We start from the raw sequence: 15,640 nt of genomic DNA, 5'->3' as shown, positions 1-15,640 counted from the left end.
GCGGGTTCGTGCCACTGTTGGCGGGGGCGACCGCCCGCGACAGGCTGCTCGCCGCCGGGGGCGCCGTGGCGGGGATCATCCTGGCCGGCGTGCTGGCTGCGATCCTGACCGCCGCGCCGGTCTGGCCGCTGATCGTCGCACCGATCGGGGCCAGCGCGGTGCTCGTCTTCGCGGTGCCCGCCAGCCCGCTGGCCCAGCCGTGGCCGGTGATCGGTGGCAACATGCTGTCCGCGGCCTTCGGCGTCGCGGTGGCGGCGCTCCATTGGCCGTTCGCACTGGCGACCGGCGTCGCGGTCGGCGGCGCGATCCTGGTCATGTCGTGGCTGCGCTGCCTGCATCCGCCCGGCGGCGCCGCGGCGCTCAGCGCGATCCTGCTGGCACAGACCAGCGGCCATGTCGGCTGGCTGTTTCCGTTCGTGCCGGTGGCGCTCGATTCGCTGCTGCTCGTCGCCGCCGGTGTCTGCTTCCACCGGTTAAGCGGCCACAGCTATCCGCATCGCCCCGCCGTCGCCGCGCCCGGCTTCGCCGCCGAAGACGTCGACGCGGCGCTGGCCGAGATGCACGAGACCTTCGACATCGACCGGGCGGACCTCGACGCGCTGCTGGCGCGGGCCGCCGCCCACGCCGCGGTCAGGCGGGGACGGTGAGGCCGCTCATGACCTCGGCGGTGATCGCCAGGCTGCGCTTGCGTGCGTCATGGTCGTAGATGGCGCTGGTCACCATGATCTCGTCGACGCCCGTCCGCTCGACGAATGCGGCGGTGTGGCGGGCGACCGTTTCCGGCGAACCGACCGCGGAACATTGCAGCACATGGTCGAGGATCGCATTGCCCTGCGGCCCCAGGCTGGCGCGATAACCCTCGACGGGCGGCGGCAGCTGGCGCGGATTGCCGGTACGCAGCGCGACGAACGACTGCTGCTGCGAACTGGCGAGCAATTCCGCCTCCGCATCGGTGTCGGCGGCGAAGACGTTGAACCCGGCCATCGCATAGGGGCGGTCGAGCTGCTTGGACGGGCGGAAGTCACGCCGGTAGATCGCCAGCGCCTGGTCGAGCGCATCCGGCGCGAAATGCGACGCGAAGGCGTAGGGCAGGCCGAGCGCGGCGGCGAGCTGCGCGCCGAAGGTGCTCGAACCGAGGATCCACAGGGGCACGTCGGCGCCCGCACCCGGCGTCGCGACAATGCCGGTCTGGCCGTCGTCGGCGAAATAGCTTTGCAGCTCGAGCACGTCCTGGGGGAAGGCGTTGGGATCGCTGTCGAGCGTCCGCCGCATCGCCCGCGCCACCCTCTGGTCGCTGCCCGGCGCGCGGCCGAGGCCCAGGTCGATGCGGCCGGGGAACAACGCGTCGAGGGTGCCGAACTGTTCGGCGATCACCAGCGGGGCGTGGTTGGGCAGCATGATGCCGCCCGCGCCGACGCGGATCGTCCGGGTCGCCGCGGCGACATGCGCGATCACCACCGCCGTCGCGGCGCTGGCGATGCCGCGCATGCCATGATGCTCCGCCACCCAGTAACGGTTGAAGCCGAGCGTTTCGGCATGGCGCGCCAGATCGGCGGCGTTGGCGAGCGATTGCGCCACGGTGCCGCCCTCGACGACGGGCACCAGATCGAGCAGAGCGAAACGGGTCATGCCCGGTTAGATGGGGCTTTCGGGCACGGACGCAATCCGTCTCGATCAGAAACCGATCGCGTAGCGGACGGCCGCGCCGCGGTCGTCCGGCAGGCTGCTGAAATTCCCCGGATCGCGCCGCCAGAACAAATTGGCCTGCACGTCGCCGAGGCCGAGCAGGACGCGATAGCGCGCCTCGATGTCGAGCTCGCGCCCGGTCGGGGTCAGGTTCATGCGTTGCGTCGTCCAGTCGGATACTGTTAGCGTCGCATAATCCCATCCCGTCGGCAGTCTGTAGTCGAGGCCGCCCTGAGTGACGCGTAGAGGTTGGGCGATGCGCAGGCCCAGACTGTCGGTCCCGAACACGCCGTCCTTGCCGACGTCCGCGGCGAAGGCGGTGGTGCGCAGCGTGCCGCCACCGCCCAGGCCGCCGCGCAGCTGCGCATCGGTCCAGCCGCGCCGCCAGTTGGCGCCAAGCGTCCACCCGCCGCCCAGATCGGCGCGTGCATCGGCGTCGACGAACCAGCTCGCCGCCCGTGGCGCGCCGAGCGCCCCGTCGAAGCGCGCGCCGAGCAGCGTGTCGCGCTCGGTCAGCCGGGTCGCGGTCAGCGCGCCGCTGACGCCGCGCCAGCGTGTGTCGACGGCCAAGGTGGTGCGGGCATAGCCCGACCGCCGGTAGCCGGTAAGCCCGGCGATCAGCGGGTCGCGTCGGCCCAGTACGTCGCCGGTCTCGACCCCGGCAGTGACGCCAAAGGCCCCGAACTGCTGGCGCAGCGCGGTCGCCGATCGCGCCATGCTGTCGAAGCCGGCGCCGCCCTGACCCGCGACTAGAAAGGCGGGTTGGCCGCGCCCCGCGAGCTGCGCGGACAGGGTGCCGCCGCCTTGCGCGATGGCGAAGCCGAAGCGGGTGTTGGCGCCCAATTGCTGCGTCACCGTCGCCGCGATCGCGCGGGCGGTGTCCGCCTGCTGGACGCTGAGGTTCGTCCGCTGCAGCGCGACTGCTCCGTCGCTCTGCGGTGCCAGCGTCATCGACACGGTGGTGCCGCCGACGTCCAGCGCGACGTTGCGCTGGCGCGTCGCCAGCGCGCCGGTCAGCGTCCGCTGCGGACCGGTGCGCTGCACGGTACGCGCCAGGTCGATCGCAAAGGCGCGCGCATAGCTGTCGAGGATCACCGCGCCGAGCGTGCCGACCTGCGCATCGCCCATCGGCGCGGACAGGGTGGCGTTGCTCATCACCGAGATAGCCTGTTTCGATCCCGCCAGGGCCGTGGTGCCGACCGGCTGGAACGCCTTGGTCAGGTCGAGCACGCCATTGCCGTAGATGCTGTCGACCCCGGTCGCGCCGACGTCGCGCGCCGTGCGGAACAGCAGGTCGACGATCTGCGCCCCCGACAAATTGGGGAAGGCCTGGGCGAGCAGCGCGATGGCGCCGGAGATCTGCGGCGCGGCGAAGGAGGTGCCGGACCAGAGATAGGCGGTGCCGTTCTGATCGGGCGCGCGCACGCGCTCGCCGACCGCGGCCAGGAAGTGCGCCGCGCCGGTGCCGGCCTTGTCGCTGAAGCTCGAAATCGCGTCGCTGGTGCCGACCGACCCGGCGATGATCACCAGATTGCGCGCCGCCGCATCGGAGGCAACGGCGGTGAAGGGATCGGGATTGTCGCTGCCGTCATTGCCCGCGGCGATCACGATGATGATGCCCTGCGCGGTGGCGCGGCTGATCGCGTCGACCAGATTCTGCGGCATCGCCGATCCGCCGAGCGACATGTTGATCACCCGCGCACCGGCGACGCGCGCGGCATCCACGCCGCGCGCGATCGCGTCGGTGGAGAATTTGCAGGGCGATTCGGTGCCGGTCGTCGTCGCGGTACAGCTGCCGGGCGTATCGGCGCGCAGCACGGTGATCGTCGCGTCGAAGGCGACCCCCAGCGTGCCCGTGTCGTTGCGCCGCCCCGCCGCGGTAAAGGCCACCGCCGTGCCGTGTCCGCCCTGGTCGGTGATGCTCGTATTGCCCGCCACGTCCTGCGACGCGGTGGAGATGCGGTTGCCGAATTCCGCGCTTGTAGTGTCGATGCCGCTGTCGATAATCGCCAGATTGATGCCAAGACCGGTCGCGCCGCGGTTATAGGCCGCAAGTGCGTTCATCGACACCGCGCCGACCGTGGCGCGATATTCACTGGTGTCGTAATTGGTTGCCGTCGGTGTCGGCGCGGGGGCCGGCGCCGGCGTTGGCGTGGGCGCCGGAATCGGCGATGGCGCGGGGGTCGGGATCGAGACACTCGGCGGGGTGGGCGTGCTGTTGACGCCGCCGCCGCCGCCACCGCCGCAGGCCGACAGCAATGCCGTTCCGCACCAGGCAGCCGACCGGAGCAGCTCAGACCGAACCTTCATCACGCGTACACCCCAGCTCCCCTCTCACCCGCATATCACGGAGCGATCAGCCTTTACAGCGGGTTCATGATCCACGGCAGGAGCCTGCGGCTTGCCCCTGATGGCCGTGCCGCCTAGACGCCCCGCCATGCTCGCGCAGCTTGCCTCGATCGACACCTGGATCTTCGATCTGGACAACACGCTCTATCCGGCGCGCGCCGACCTGTTCGCGCGGATCGACGCGCGCATGACCGCTTATGTCGCGCGTCGGCTCGGCGTGGATCCGCAGGAGGCGTGGCGTATCCAGAAGAACTATTTTCACCGCCACGGCACCACCCTCACAGGACTGATGGCGGAGCACGGCGTTGATCCGCATGAATTCCTCGCCGACGTCCACGACGTCGAGATGGACGTGCTGGAGAAGGACGCGCCGCTCGCTGCCGCGCTCGCCCGGCTGCCCGGTCGCAAGCTGGTCTTCACCAACGGCGACAAACCCTATGCGCTGAAGGTGCTCGACCGACTGGGTCTCGGCGACAGCTTCGAGGCGATCCACGACATCCACGCGATGGATCTGGTGCCCAAGCCGCATCCCTCGGCCTATGCCGGCCTGTGCGCGGCCTTCGGCATCGACCCGCACCGCGCGCTGTTCGTCGAGGACATGGCGCGCAACCTGACGCCGGCCAAGGCGATCGGCATGACCACGGTCTGGGTCGACAACGGCTCCGAACAGGGGCCGGAGGCGGCCCGCGACCATATCGACTTCATCGTCCGCGACCTCGCGTCGTGGCTCAATCATATCTTGGAGGCAGCATGAGCCAGGAGCTCGCAACCGTCATCGACGCCGCATGGGAGGATCGCGCCGCCCTCAATTTCGACACGGTCGGCGACGTGCGGCTGGCGGTCGATCGCGCGCTGGCGTCGCTTGACGCCGGCACCGCCCGTGTCGCCGAGCCGGACGGTGAGGGCGGCTGGCGCGTCAATCAGTGGCTGAAGAAGGCGGTGCTGCTCAGCTTCCGCCTCAACGACAATACGCTGATCGACAACGGACCGGGCGCGGGCCATTGGTTCGACAAGGTGCCGTCGAAATTCTCCGGCTGGAGCGAGGCGGAGTTCCGCGCCGCCGGCTTCCGCGCCGTGCCCGGCAGCGTCGTGCGCCGCGGCGCCTATGTCGCGCCGGGCGCCATCCTGATGCCGAGCTTCGTCAACATCGGTGCCTATGTCGGCGAGGGTACGATGGTCGACACCTGGGCGACGGTCGGCAGCTGCGCGCAGATCGGCAGGAACGTCCATCTGTCCGGCGGCGCCGGCATCGGCGGCGTCCTGGAGCCGCTGCAGGCCGACCCCGTGATCATCGGCGACGGCGCGTTCATCGGCGCGCGCTCCGAGGTGGCGGAGGGCGTGCGCGTCGGCGAGGGCGCGGTGCTGTCGATGGGTGTCTATCTCGGCAAGTCGACCAAGATCATCGATCGCGACACCGGCGAAGTGTTCCGCGGTGAGGTGCCGCCCTATGCGGTCGTCGTCCCCGGGTCGACGCCGACGGAGGGCGGCAAGCCCGGCCTCTATTGCGCGGTGATCGTCAAGCGCGTCGACGCGCAGACGCGCAGCAAGACCAGCATCAACGAATTGCTGCGCGACTGAGTCAGGCAGGTTCGAACCTTATCGTGACAGCATCGTTACCCCTTCCGATCGGCGAACCGGCCGTGAAAGGGGTGGTGATGAAGCGAGTGGTTCTGGGGGTGGCGGCGGTATGCCTCGCCTCGGTGACGGCCGGGGCGGCCGCGGCGCAGCAGATCGACGTCGGCGCCTCGCCGCCGGCGGACGCGGCGAACAGCCAGCAGACACCGGCGCCCGAGACCCGCCAGCAGACGCCGGACAGCAGCATCGGCGACACGCAGCACCGGCCGCAGACGCCGGCGTCGCGTCCGCGCCAGCGCGACACGTCGCCGTCCGCCTTGATCGGCGACACGCAAAGCGCGCCGCCTCCCGGCCTGATCGGTGACTGGCAGGAGATCCGCACCCGCCTCGGCCGGCGCGGCATCGGCCTGACCGCGCGTTATGCCTCCGAAAGTGGCTACAACTTCGCCGGCGGCACGAAAAACCTGTTCCGCGAAACGGGGCAGTTCGACGTCGGCGCGCTGCTCGATCTCGAAAAGCTCGTCGGGCTGAAGGGCGGTGCGTTCCAGGCGACGGTGACGTGGCGGCGCGGCTACGACCTGACCACGGCGGCGGGGATCAATTCCCTGCAACAGGTGCAGGAGGTCTACGGCCGCGGCCAGACCGTGCGCCTGACGCAATTCTGGTACGAACAGAAGATCGGCCGCGCCGTCGAGATCAAGCTCGGCCGCACCAATCCCGGCGAGGATTTCGCGGTCTTCTCCTGCCATTTCATGAACCTGAGCTTCTGCGGCGCGCAGCCGGGCAATCTCGTCGGCGATTATTGGTACAATTGGCCGGTCAGCCAATGGGGCGCGCGCGTGCGCGTCGACTTGCCGCACGATCTATATGTTCAGGGCGGCGTCTACGAGATCAACCCGCGCAACCTCGACAACGACTTCTTCATCGGCCACTTCAGGGGTGCCACGGGCGCGCTGATCCCGGTCGAGGCGGGCTGGACGCGCGGCGGCGACGACGGCCACGTCGGGTCGTACAAGATCGGCGGCTGGCTCGGCACGGCGGACGGCAACGATGTATTGCTCGACGTCAATCGCAACGTGGCGGCGGTGACCGGCCTTGCGCCGCTCCAGCATTCCAGCCGCTACGGCGTCTATTTCACCATGCAGCAGCAGCTGACCGGCACGTCGAAGGACGGCAAGTCGCTGACCGGCCTGTCGATGTTCGCCAACGTCACGCAGGCCGACCGCAAGACGTCGGTGACCGACAATCAGGTGTCGGTCGGCGTCTTCTACAAGGGGCTGGTCCCGGCGGTGCCGGGCGACGTGTTGGGGCTGGCGGTGGCGCGGACCAACGTCAATGGACGCGCCGCGCTCGCCGATCTCGCCGTCCCGGGCACGCCGGTGCGGCATGAGGAATATGCGGCGGAGGTCTATTATTCGATCCACCCTGCCGACTGGCTCGAACTGCGGCCGAACGTGCAGTACATCCACCAGCCCGGCGGCATCCGCGAGGCGAACGACGTCGGCGTGGTCGGCATGAAGGCGGCAATCACGCTGTAGCGGACACACTCCGCGCCATCTTCCCCGGCCTTTGCCAGGGAAGAGTGGGGGGGCGATCAGGCCGCCACCGCATCCGCGACGACGAGCGGCAGGATCGCGTCGAGCAGCAACGCACCCGCCTCGGTGACGATCAGCCGGTCGCCCGCGTGGACGATCAAACCCTGTCCGGCGAGCCGTGTGACCGCCGCCCAGTCGATCGGCGCGCGCCCCCCGGCAAGGGCGGCAACGTGCGTCAGGTCGACGCCCTCCGCCAGCCGCAGCCCCATCAGCAGCGCCTCGGTAGCGCGCTCATGCGCAGTCAGTGCGGTTTCCGCCTCGATGCCGTGGCCGTTGCGCGCCACCGCCGCCAGCCAATTCTCCGGCTTCCGGCGCCGCTGCGTCGCGAGACCGCCGCGGCGGCCATGCGCGCCCGGACCGACGCCGGCATAGTCGCGGTAACGCCAATAGGTCAGGTTGTGGCGGCTTTCCGCACCCGGCCGCGCGTGGTTGGATGTCTCATAGGCGGGCAGCCCGGCGGCAGCGGTCATCGCGCGTGTCGTCTCGAACACGTCGGCGGCGGCGTCGCCGTCCGGCAGCGTCAGCCGCCCCTTCGCCTCCTCGGTGGCGAAGCGCGTGCCCGGCTCGACCGTCAATTGGTAGAGCGACAGATGCTCGGTGCCGAACGACAGCGCCCGCGCGAGTTCCGCCTCCCACGCCGCCAGCGACTGGCCGGGCCGGGCGTAGATCAGGTCGACGCTGACGCGCTGGAAATGCCGCTGCGCGGTGTCGAGCGCGCCCAGCCCCTCCGCCACGTCGTGGGCGCGGCCGAGGAACCGCAGGACATTGTCGTCCAGCGCCTGCAGCCCCAGCGACACCCGATTGACCCCGGCGGCGGCGAGATCCGCGAAGCGCGCCGCCTCGACGGACGATGGATTCGCCTCCAGCGTGATCTCGATATCGTCGGTCGGCGCCCAGTGTCGCTGCGCCGCGTCGAGGATCGCCGCCACCGTCGCCGGCGGCATCAGCGAGGGCGTGCCACCGCCGAAGAAGACCGAGCCGAGCCGCCGCCCGGGCAGCAGTCCGGCCTCGTGCGCCAGGTCGGCGAGCAGCGCATCGCGCCATGCCTGCTGGTCGACCGACTCGCGGACATGGCTGTTGAAATCGCAATAGGGGCATTTCGAGACGCAGAACGGCCAGTGGACGTAGAGCGCGAGCGGCGTCTTGTCGGGGGTCATGGTGGCGCCGATATGGCGGCGATGATCGCGAAACGCCAGCTTGCCGCCGCCTTGCTGCTGCTCGCCTCCTGCACCCAGGCGGGGCCGGAACGGGTGGTCGAGCGGCGCACCAGCGATGCGCCGGCGGCGCGCGGGGCGGCGCTGTTGCGCAGCGCGATGCTCGACGGGCACAATGTCGCCCGCGCCGCGGTGGGCGTGCCGCCGCTGACCTGGAGCGAGCCGCTGACCGTCTCCGCGCGCGGCTATGCGCAGGATCTCGCCCGCACCGGCCGCTTCGAACATGCCGAGCAGCCGCAGGGGCCGGGCCGACAGGGCGAGACCCTGTGGACGGGCACGCGCGACGCCTATGCCTATCAGGAAATGTTCGGCCATTGGCTCGACGAGCGGCGCGACTTCGTCAACATCGCGGTTCCGGCGGCGAGCCGTACCGGCCGCTTCGGCGACGTCGCGCATTATGCGCAGATCGTCTGGCGCGGCTCGACCGAGGTCGGCTGCGCGCTGGCGAGCAACCGGACCGACGATTACCTGGTCTGCCGTTACGCCCCTGCCGGCAACGTGGTCGGCGAGCGGGCGTATTGAGCGCCGCCGTCCCCGTCACGGGTCCGGGATTACCGCGGTCGTATAGGGCGCATAGACGCGCCAGCCGATGCTTTCGTAGAGCGCCCGACCCATCGGCGTCGCGGTCAGCACCTCCTGTGAGCCCGGATCGCGGCGGGTATCGCGCAGCGCCGCCATCAAGGCTCGGCCCAGCCCGCGGCGGCGGTGCGGCTCTTCGGTGACGATGCGGTCGTAGACGAAGACGCCTGCGGTCTCCGCGGCATAGCCGTGGGACGCGAGACTGCCGTCCGGCGCGGTGATGACCACGCGCGCGACGCGTCCGTCGACTTGCACCGCCTGCACATAACCGGCGGGGAGGGGCGGGGGCGCCGGCGCGACGGTGCCGGCGACCATCATGCAATTGGCCGGCAGCACCGACCAGCGAGCGGGCAGAAGGCTGCGGAACGTCTCGGCATCGGCGCACAGCTTCACGAAGATGCGCGGCGCAGCGATGCTGGCGACCAGATCGCGCAGCCGGTTATCCGCGATCGCGAAGACGTATCGCCGCCGCTCCTCCTCGCCATCGGTATCGACGCGCCAGCCGCCGTGGTCCGCGACCGGCACGGGCAGGCCGCGCGCCAGCGAGCGTCCGGCCAGCCAGCCATGGACCAGCGCGGGATCGATCGTCCCCACCGATTCCGCCGACGCGATCAGAACACCGCCGCGGTCAGCTGCCGGAACGCATCCGCCCGGTGGCTGATGTCGTTCTTCACCGCCGGATCGATCTCGGCGAAGGTCTGGTCGTGGCCGAGCGGCTGGAAGATCGGATCGTAGCCATGGCCCTTGTCGCCGCGCGGCGGCCAGACGATGCAGCCGTCGACGCGGCCCTCGAACCATTCGACATGACCATCCGGCCAGGCGAGCGCCAGCGCGCAGATGAAATGCGCCTCGCGCGCCGTATCCGGCTCCTCGGTCAGGCGATCCTCGACCAGCCGCATCGCCATCGCGAAGTCCTTTTCCGGCCCGGCCCAGCGGGCGGAGAACAGGCCGGGGTCGCCGCCCAGCGCCTCGACGCACAGGCCGCTGTCGTCGGACAGGGCGGGCAGGCCGGACAGGTCGGCGGCGCTCAGCGCCTTCAACTCGGCATTGGCGACGAAGGTCGTTCCCGTTTCCTCCGGTTCGGGCAGGTCGAGCTCCGCCGCCGACAGCAGCTCGACGCCGTAGGGCGCGAGCAGCTCGCGGAATTCGGCGACCTTGCCCTCGTTATGGCTGGCGATGACCAGCTTGCCCGGTTGCAGCTTGCGGATCGCCTGCGGTTCGCTGCCCTCGCCGCTCATGCGCGCACCGCGCGATCCTGCGCGGCGAAGATCTCGGTGCAGCCCATGCGCGCGAGGCGCAACAGGCGGAGCAGCGCCTCTTCGTCGTATGTCGCATGTTCGGCGGTCGCCTGTGCCTCGGCGATATGGCCGTTCTCGAGCAGGACGAAATTGGCGTCGGCGTCAGCGTTCGAATCCTCGTCATAGTCGAGGTCGAGGACCGGCGTGCCCTGATAGATGCCGCAGCTGACCGCCGCGACCTTCTGCTTGATCGGGTCGACGGTCAGCTTGCCGTTGGCGAGCAAAGTGTCGACGGCCAGGCGCATCGCGACCCAGGCGCCGGAGATCGACGCGGTGCGCGTGCCGCCGTCGGCCTGGATCACGTCGCAATCGAGCGTGATCTGCCGTTCGCCGAGCAGCTTCATGTCCATCACCGATCGCAGGGATCGGCCGATCAGCCGCTGGATCTCCTGGGTGCGGCCCGACTGTTTGCCCTTTGCCGCCTCGCGGCTGCCGCGGGTGTGGGTCGCGCGCGGCAGCATGCCATATTCGGCGGTCACCCAGCCTTCGCCCTTGCCGCGCAGGAAGGGGGGCACGCGCTCCTCGATGCTGGCGGTGACCAGCACGCGCGTGTCGCCGAAGCCGATCAGCACCGATCCCTCCGCATGGCGGGTGAAGTTCGGGGTGATCGTGATTGCACGCATCTGGTCGGGGGCGCGGCCGCTGGGGCGCATTCAACTCTCCTCAAGGTAGGAAGGGGCAAGACGTTAGTCGTTGCCCTAACCCGGCGCGCTGCGGCGCGCCAGTCGCGAGGAGACGGAGATGCGCGTGATGGTGGCACTGACGGCGGCGCTGGCGGCCGGGACGTTGGTCGCGGTGGCGGAGGCGAAGCCGCAGCCGGAAACGATCCGCTACGAGACCGGACCCTGTTTCGGCTTCTGCCCCGCCTATCGCGTCACCGTCAGCTCGACCGGGCAGGGCGTGTTCGAGGGAGGCCGGTTCACCGCGGAAAAGGGGCGCAAGGCCTTCCGGGTGACTCCGGCGGAATTTGCCGCCTTCCGCGCGAAGCTGGCGGCCGACCGGCCGGCCGGCGTGCGCGGGCTCAACGGCAAGCCGGCTTGCCGTTCGATCGCGACCGACCAGATCACCGTCGATGTGCGCTGGACCGGCGGCACCCGGCCACCCTCGCACCTGTCGGCCTATTTCGGCTGCGACATGGATGGCAACAGCGCGCTGTTCGAGCGGTTGAAGGCGGCGCCGGCCGCGCTGCCGATTGCCGCCTTTATCGGGGACGGCCGCCGTCCTAGATAGGCGCGCATGGCACCGCCCGTCACCGAATTGACCGATCGTGCGCGCGAGATCTTCCGTGCCGTCGTCGATGGCTATGTCGAGAACGGCATGCCGGTGGGATCGAAGACGATCGCCGCCGCCTCCGGCCTTAAGCTGTCGCCCGCCTCGATCCGCAGCGTGATGCAGGAATTGGAGGAATTGGGCCTGCTCGCCTCGCCGCACACCAGTGCCGGCCGCGTGCCGACCGATCGTGGCCTGCGCCTGTTCGTCGACGGCATGATGCAGGCGCTGGAGCCGAGCGCGGAGGAACGTGCCGCGATCGAGCATCGCGCCGGCCGCGGCGGCCCGGTCGAGGAGGCATTGGCGGCGACCACCGCGGCGCTGTCCGGCCTGTCCGCCTGCGCAGGCCTGGTCATGGTGCCGAAGCGGGAGCTGGCGCTGCGCTCGATCGGCTTCGTCGCACTGTCGCCGACGCAGGGCATGGCGGTGATCGTCAGCGAGGACGGATCGGTCGAGAATCGGGTGATCGGCCTGCCGGAGGGCATGACGCCGTCGGCGCTGGTCGAGGCAGGCAATTACATGACCGCGACGCTGGGCGGGCTGACCTTGGCCGAGGCCCGCGCGCGTATCGAACGCGAGATGGCGGAGGAGCGCGCGCTGGTCGATGGCGCGGCGCGGGCGCTGGTCGACCAGGGGCTGGCCGTCTGGAGCGAGGACGGCGCGCGCCGGCCGGTGCTGATCGTGCGGGGGCAGGGGCGGCTGATCGATGCGGCGGCGGTTGCCGATCTCGAACGCGTCCGCGACCTGCTCGACGATCTCGACGGCAAGCAGGAGATCGCCAACCTGCTCGACAGCGCGCGGGCCGGCGACGCGACCCGCATCTTCATTGGGGCGGAGAACAAATTGTTCGCGCTGTCGGGCTCGTCGGTGATTGCGCGGCCGTTCCGCGGGCCCGGCGGCCGGGTGGTCGGCGTGGTCGGGGTGATCGGCCCCACGCGGTTGAACTATGCGCGCGTCGTGCCCATGGTGGATTTCACGGCGGCAACGCTCGCCCGTCTGATGGGCTGAAGAAACAGGGATTAGAATGACCGAAGAGACGACCACGCCTGCCGGCGCCGACGATCTGCGCCAGGAAACTGCGGACAACGCGCCGGAAGTGGCCGAGCACGACAGCGCGGCCAAGCGCATCGCCGAACTGGAGGATCAGCTCGCCGCGGCCAAGCAGGACACGCTCTACGCACAGGCGGACATCCAGAACGTCCGCCGTCGCGCCGAGAAGGATGCGGCCGACGCGCGCAACTATGCCGCGACCAATTTCGCCCGCGACATCCTGTCGGTGGCGGACAATCTGGCGCGTGCCCTGGCCGCGATCCCCGCCGACCTGCGCGGCGACGACAAGATGAAGGGGCTGGTGACCGGCCTGGAGGCGACGGGTCGCGAACTGGAGAGCGTCTTCACCCGCCACGGCATCACCAAGGTCGAGGCGATGGGCATGACGCTCGACCCCAACAAGCACCAGGCGATGATGGAGATGCCGAGCGACGCCGAACCCGGCACGATCGTTCAGGAGATGCAGGCCGGCTATATGATCAAGGATCGCCTGCTCCGCCCCGCGCTGGTCGCGGTGGCGAAGAAGCCGGAGTAACCGCCGTGCCGATACCGGATCTGGGCCCGCGCCGTTCGGCAGAGGAACGGCTCCGGATCGCGCGCGACAAGGCCTTCGCCCGTCGCCTCGCAGACCGTATGCGGCGGCGTCCGCCACGCGGCGAGGCGGGCGGCGATCCCTGCCCGGTCACCCCCGACCGCCCGCTCGACCTGTCGGGCGGTGCGGCGGCGGCGCTGCAATTCGACGACTGACCCTGGCTAGACCTGCGCTGCCCGCAAGGCGGCGTTGATCCGCGCCTGCCAGCCCGGCCCGGTCGCGCGGAACTTGGCGAGGACGTCGCGATCGAGACGCAGCGTCACCTGCTGCTTGGTCGGCGCCACCTGGGCGCCTCGCGTGCGCAATCGCTCGCGCCGTTCGATCAACGCCTGTTCTAGTGCCGCCTCGGTAACGTCGAAATCCTCGGGATCATTGGGATCGGCGGGGATGGCGATAGTATCCGCGAGCTTCTGCATCGTTGCTTTTCCTTACCAAGATGAAACGGGTCGCGGCTCCACGCTCGACGAACACCGCCGTCCATAGGCGACCTTCCACCGTGCCTATCGCTTTCCACCGCGACTCTCCGTCCTCAGGCCGAGCGGATGCGATGAGAACATGAGCCGCATCTTCGAGGACTCGTTCTCCAAACGCCAGCGACACGCCATGCTTGGCGCGATTGACCGCGTCCTTGGCCGGGTCGAACTCGATGTCCACGGCTGATTGTAACTACGATCTGCGATGCATTCAAGTGGACGGCATCTCCCTGGCGCGGCTAGGAATGTCGTCATGAACGCCAATCTCACCACTGATTGCCCGACCTTCGTCACGCATCTCGAATGCTCGATGACGGGCGAGCGCTACGACGCCGACACGGTGCATGGCCTGTCGCGCGTCGGGCGGCCGCTGCTGGTCCGCTACGATCTCGATGCCGTCCGCGCCAATCTGCCGAGGCCGATGCTGGAGGCGCGGCCGAACGATCTGTGGCGCTGGCGGGAATTGCTGCCGGTGCGACGGACGGACAATGTCGTCAGCCTGGGCGAGATCGAGACGCCGCTGATACCGATCCCGAAGAGCGCCGGTGGCGGCCCCCGGAACGACAGGGTACTGATCAAGGACGAAGGGCGGTTGCCGACCGGCAGCTTCAAGGCGCGAGGCCTCGTCATGGCGGTGGCGATGGCGAAGGAATTGGGCATCACCCGGATCGCGATGCCGACCAACGGCAATGCGGGGGCGGCGCTCGCCGCTTATGCGAGCCGCGTCGGGATCGAGACGATCGTCTTCTGTCCTGAGGACACGCCGGAGGTGAACGTCCGCGAGATCGCGATGCAGGGCGCACGCGTCTATCGGGTCAACGGCCTGATCGACGATTGCGGCGCGATCGTCGGCAAGGGCGCGGCGGAGGGCCGCTGGTTCGACCTGTCGACGCTGAAGGAGCCTTACCGGATCGAGGGCAAGAAGACGATGGGACTGGAACTGGCCGCGCAGCTCGGCTGGCAGCTGCCGGACGCGATCTTCTACCCCACCGGCGGCGGCACCGGGTTGATCGGCATGTGGAAGGCGTTCGACGAGCTGGAGCGGCTCGGCTGGATCGGGGCGAAGCGGCCGCGCATGTATGCGGTGCAGGCATCGGGCTGCGCGCCGATCGTCCGCGCCTTCGAGGCGGGCGAGGACCATGCCGAGCGTTGGGAGGATGCGCACACCGTCGCCGCCGGTATCCGGGTGCCACGCGCGGTCGGCGATTTCCTGATCCTGCGGGCGGTACGCGAGAGCGGCGGCAAGGCGGTCGGTGTCGGCGATCCCGCCATCCTGAAGGCGGTGGAGGAGTGCGCGCGCGCGGACGGCCTGCTGCTCTGCCCGGAGGGCGGCGCGACGCTTGCCGCCTATCGTGAGGCGCTGCGCACCGGCGAGGTCGACGAGGACGAGCGTGTCGTGCTGTTCAACTGCGCGACGGGACTCAAATATCCGATGCCGGAAGCGCCGAACTGGCTCGACCGGCATGGTCCGATCGACTTCGACGCGCTCTGACCGGCCGGTCGGTCTCAGCCGAACGGCAGCAAAGTCTCATATTGGGCGAGCGGCGGCGCCCCCGCGACGGCGGCGCCGTGGCGCAGCAGAAAGGCGTGGCGGACGATCTCGCCCTGCTGTTCGATGCCATAGCGGTGCAGCGGCTGGCCCGGCTTGAACGCGTACGTGTAGCGGCAGAAGGGATGGCGGGCGAGCGGCAGGACGATGCCGCGCTGATGCTGCCAGATGTGCACCATCTCGTGGATGAACAGTCCCTGGTCGGCGAGCCGGGCCGCCGCGAAATCGTCGCGATAGGCACTGCCGCCGGGATGAAAATGGATGCAGCCGCGCGGCGCCATCACCGTGTCGCGCGGCTGGAAGAAGGCCCATTTGCGCCGTGCGATGCGCACCGCGGCATAATCGATCGCATCGTGGAAGACGGTGCGGGCGAGTGCGACCTCGCCGGGGGTGAGCGTCCGGTCGATCATT

General features: G+C 69.7%; 19 protein-coding genes. 10 read left to right on the top strand and 9 right to left on the bottom strand.

What is annotated here, in order from left to right:
• Positions 1-8 precede the first annotated feature (8 nt).
• Positions 9-647, top strand: a complete 639-nt coding sequence (locus tag ACU5AX_RS07125; protein WP_446690219.1) for an HPP family protein — start codon at positions 9-11, stop codon at positions 645-647.
• Here the strand turns inward: ACU5AX_RS07125 and ACU5AX_RS07120 are convergent.
• Positions 631-1,629 (bottom strand): LLM class flavin-dependent oxidoreductase, encoded by a 999-nt coding sequence (locus ACU5AX_RS07120; RefSeq protein WP_446690218.1) that lies wholly within the window; start codon positions 1,627-1,629, stop codon positions 631-633. The two genes, ACU5AX_RS07125 and ACU5AX_RS07120, sit on opposite strands and share 17 nt — an antisense overlap.
• 45 nt (positions 1,630-1,674) lie before the next feature.
• On the bottom strand, positions 1,675-3,996 hold the full coding sequence (locus tag ACU5AX_RS07115) for a S8 family peptidase (protein WP_446690217.1): 2,322 nt from the start codon (positions 3,994-3,996) through the stop codon (positions 1,675-1,677).
• A gap of 127 nt (positions 3,997-4,123) precedes the next feature.
• Between ACU5AX_RS07115 and ACU5AX_RS07110 the strand changes: the two genes are divergently transcribed.
• The 3 genes from ACU5AX_RS07110 (at position 4,124) to ACU5AX_RS07100 (ending at position 7,148) form a co-directional block, all read left to right on the top strand.
• Positions 4,124-4,789: a pyrimidine 5'-nucleotidase gene (locus tag ACU5AX_RS07110; protein WP_446690216.1), complete on the top strand. Its 666-nt coding sequence runs from the start codon at positions 4,124-4,126 to the stop codon at positions 4,787-4,789.
• Complete coding sequence (gene dapD / locus ACU5AX_RS07105; protein WP_446690215.1) at positions 4,786-5,613, top strand: 2,3,4,5-tetrahydropyridine-2,6-dicarboxylate N-succinyltransferase; 828 nt, start codon at positions 4,786-4,788, stop codon at positions 5,611-5,613. The genes ACU5AX_RS07110 and dapD overlap by 4 nt, the downstream gene beginning before the upstream one ends.
• A 77-nt stretch (positions 5,614-5,690) precedes the next feature.
• On the top strand, positions 5,691-7,148 hold the full coding sequence (locus ACU5AX_RS07100; protein ID WP_446690214.1) for a carbohydrate porin: 1,458 nt from the start codon (positions 5,691-5,693) through the stop codon (positions 7,146-7,148).
• A 56-nt stretch (positions 7,149-7,204) separates the two neighbouring features.
• Here the strand turns inward: ACU5AX_RS07100 and hemW are convergent, their stop codons facing one another.
• Complete coding sequence (hemW, locus tag ACU5AX_RS07095) at positions 7,205-8,362, bottom strand: radical SAM family heme chaperone HemW (protein ID WP_446690213.1); 1,158 nt, start codon at positions 8,360-8,362, stop codon at positions 7,205-7,207.
• A 21-nt stretch (positions 8,363-8,383) separates the two neighbouring features.
• Between hemW and ACU5AX_RS07090 the strand changes: the two genes are divergently transcribed.
• The gene (locus tag ACU5AX_RS07090; RefSeq protein ID WP_446690212.1) at positions 8,384-8,941 is read left to right on the top strand and encodes a CAP domain-containing protein; all 558 of its coding nucleotides are present in this window, start codon (positions 8,384-8,386) and stop codon (positions 8,939-8,941) included.
• 15 nt (positions 8,942-8,956) lie between these two features.
• On the opposite strand, the gene ACU5AX_RS07085 is transcribed toward ACU5AX_RS07090, so the two are convergent.
• From ACU5AX_RS07085 to rph, 3 genes are read right to left on the bottom strand one after another with little or no spacing between them, the layout of a single operon-like run.
• On the bottom strand, positions 8,957-9,592 hold the full coding sequence (locus ACU5AX_RS07085; protein WP_446690211.1) for a GNAT family N-acetyltransferase: 636 nt from the start codon (positions 9,590-9,592) through the stop codon (positions 8,957-8,959).
• 17 nt (positions 9,593-9,609) lie between these two features.
• On the bottom strand, positions 9,610-10,236 hold the full coding sequence (gene rdgB / locus ACU5AX_RS07080; RefSeq protein WP_198352026.1) for an RdgB/HAM1 family non-canonical purine NTP pyrophosphatase: 627 nt from the start codon (positions 10,234-10,236) through the stop codon (positions 9,610-9,612).
• Positions 10,233-10,949, bottom strand: coding sequence for a ribonuclease PH (gene rph, locus ACU5AX_RS07075; RefSeq protein WP_198352027.1), 717 nt, complete (start codon positions 10,947-10,949; stop codon positions 10,233-10,235). Before rph ends, rdgB begins: the two co-directional genes overlap by 4 nt.
• An 88-nt stretch (positions 10,950-11,037) precedes the next feature.
• Between rph and ACU5AX_RS07070 the strand changes: the two genes are divergently transcribed.
• The 4 genes from ACU5AX_RS07070 to ACU5AX_RS07055 are packed head-to-tail and all read left to right on the top strand — an operon-like array spanning position 11,038 to position 13,362.
• Positions 11,038-11,526, top strand: coding sequence for a DUF6438 domain-containing protein (locus tag ACU5AX_RS07070; RefSeq protein ID WP_446690210.1), 489 nt, complete (start codon positions 11,038-11,040; stop codon positions 11,524-11,526).
• 6 nt (positions 11,527-11,532) lie between these two features.
• Positions 11,533-12,573, top strand: a complete 1,041-nt coding sequence (gene hrcA, locus ACU5AX_RS07065) for a heat-inducible transcriptional repressor HrcA (RefSeq protein WP_446690209.1) — start codon at positions 11,533-11,535, stop codon at positions 12,571-12,573.
• A 16-nt stretch (positions 12,574-12,589) separates the two neighbouring features.
• Positions 12,590-13,150 (top strand): nucleotide exchange factor GrpE, encoded by a 561-nt coding sequence (grpE, locus tag ACU5AX_RS07060; protein WP_446690208.1) that lies wholly within the window; start codon positions 12,590-12,592, stop codon positions 13,148-13,150.
• 5 nt (positions 13,151-13,155) lie between these two features.
• Entirely contained in the window at positions 13,156-13,362 is a 207-nt protein-coding gene (locus ACU5AX_RS07055; protein WP_446690207.1) for a hypothetical protein, read from the top strand.
• A 6-nt stretch (positions 13,363-13,368) separates the two neighbouring features.
• On the opposite strand, the gene ACU5AX_RS07050 is transcribed toward ACU5AX_RS07055, so the two are convergent.
• Together ACU5AX_RS07050 and ACU5AX_RS07045 are read right to left on the bottom strand one after the other, a co-directional pair.
• Entirely contained in the window at positions 13,369-13,623 is a 255-nt protein-coding gene (locus ACU5AX_RS07050; RefSeq protein WP_446690206.1) for a BrnA antitoxin family protein, read from the bottom strand.
• Complete coding sequence (locus ACU5AX_RS07045) at positions 13,577-13,807, bottom strand: BrnT family toxin (RefSeq protein WP_446690483.1); 231 nt, start codon at positions 13,805-13,807, stop codon at positions 13,577-13,579. Before ACU5AX_RS07045 ends, ACU5AX_RS07050 begins: the two co-directional genes overlap by 47 nt.
• A gap of 126 nt (positions 13,808-13,933) precedes the next feature.
• Here ACU5AX_RS07045 and ACU5AX_RS07040 point away from each other — a divergent pair, with 126 nt between their 5' ends.
• Positions 13,934-15,172 (top strand): threonine synthase, encoded by a 1,239-nt coding sequence (locus ACU5AX_RS07040; RefSeq protein ID WP_446690205.1) that lies wholly within the window; start codon positions 13,934-13,936, stop codon positions 15,170-15,172.
• A gap of 14 nt (positions 15,173-15,186) precedes the next feature.
• Here ACU5AX_RS07040 and ACU5AX_RS07035 read toward each other — a convergent pair whose 3' ends face one another.
• Positions 15,187-15,639, bottom strand: coding sequence for a vgr related protein (locus ACU5AX_RS07035; protein WP_446690204.1), 453 nt, complete (start codon positions 15,637-15,639; stop codon positions 15,187-15,189).
• Position 15,640: the final 1 nt, after the last annotated feature.

Source organism: Sphingomonas benefaciens (assembly GCF_052907485.1).
This window is presented reverse-complemented; position numbering and strand designations above follow the sequence as displayed.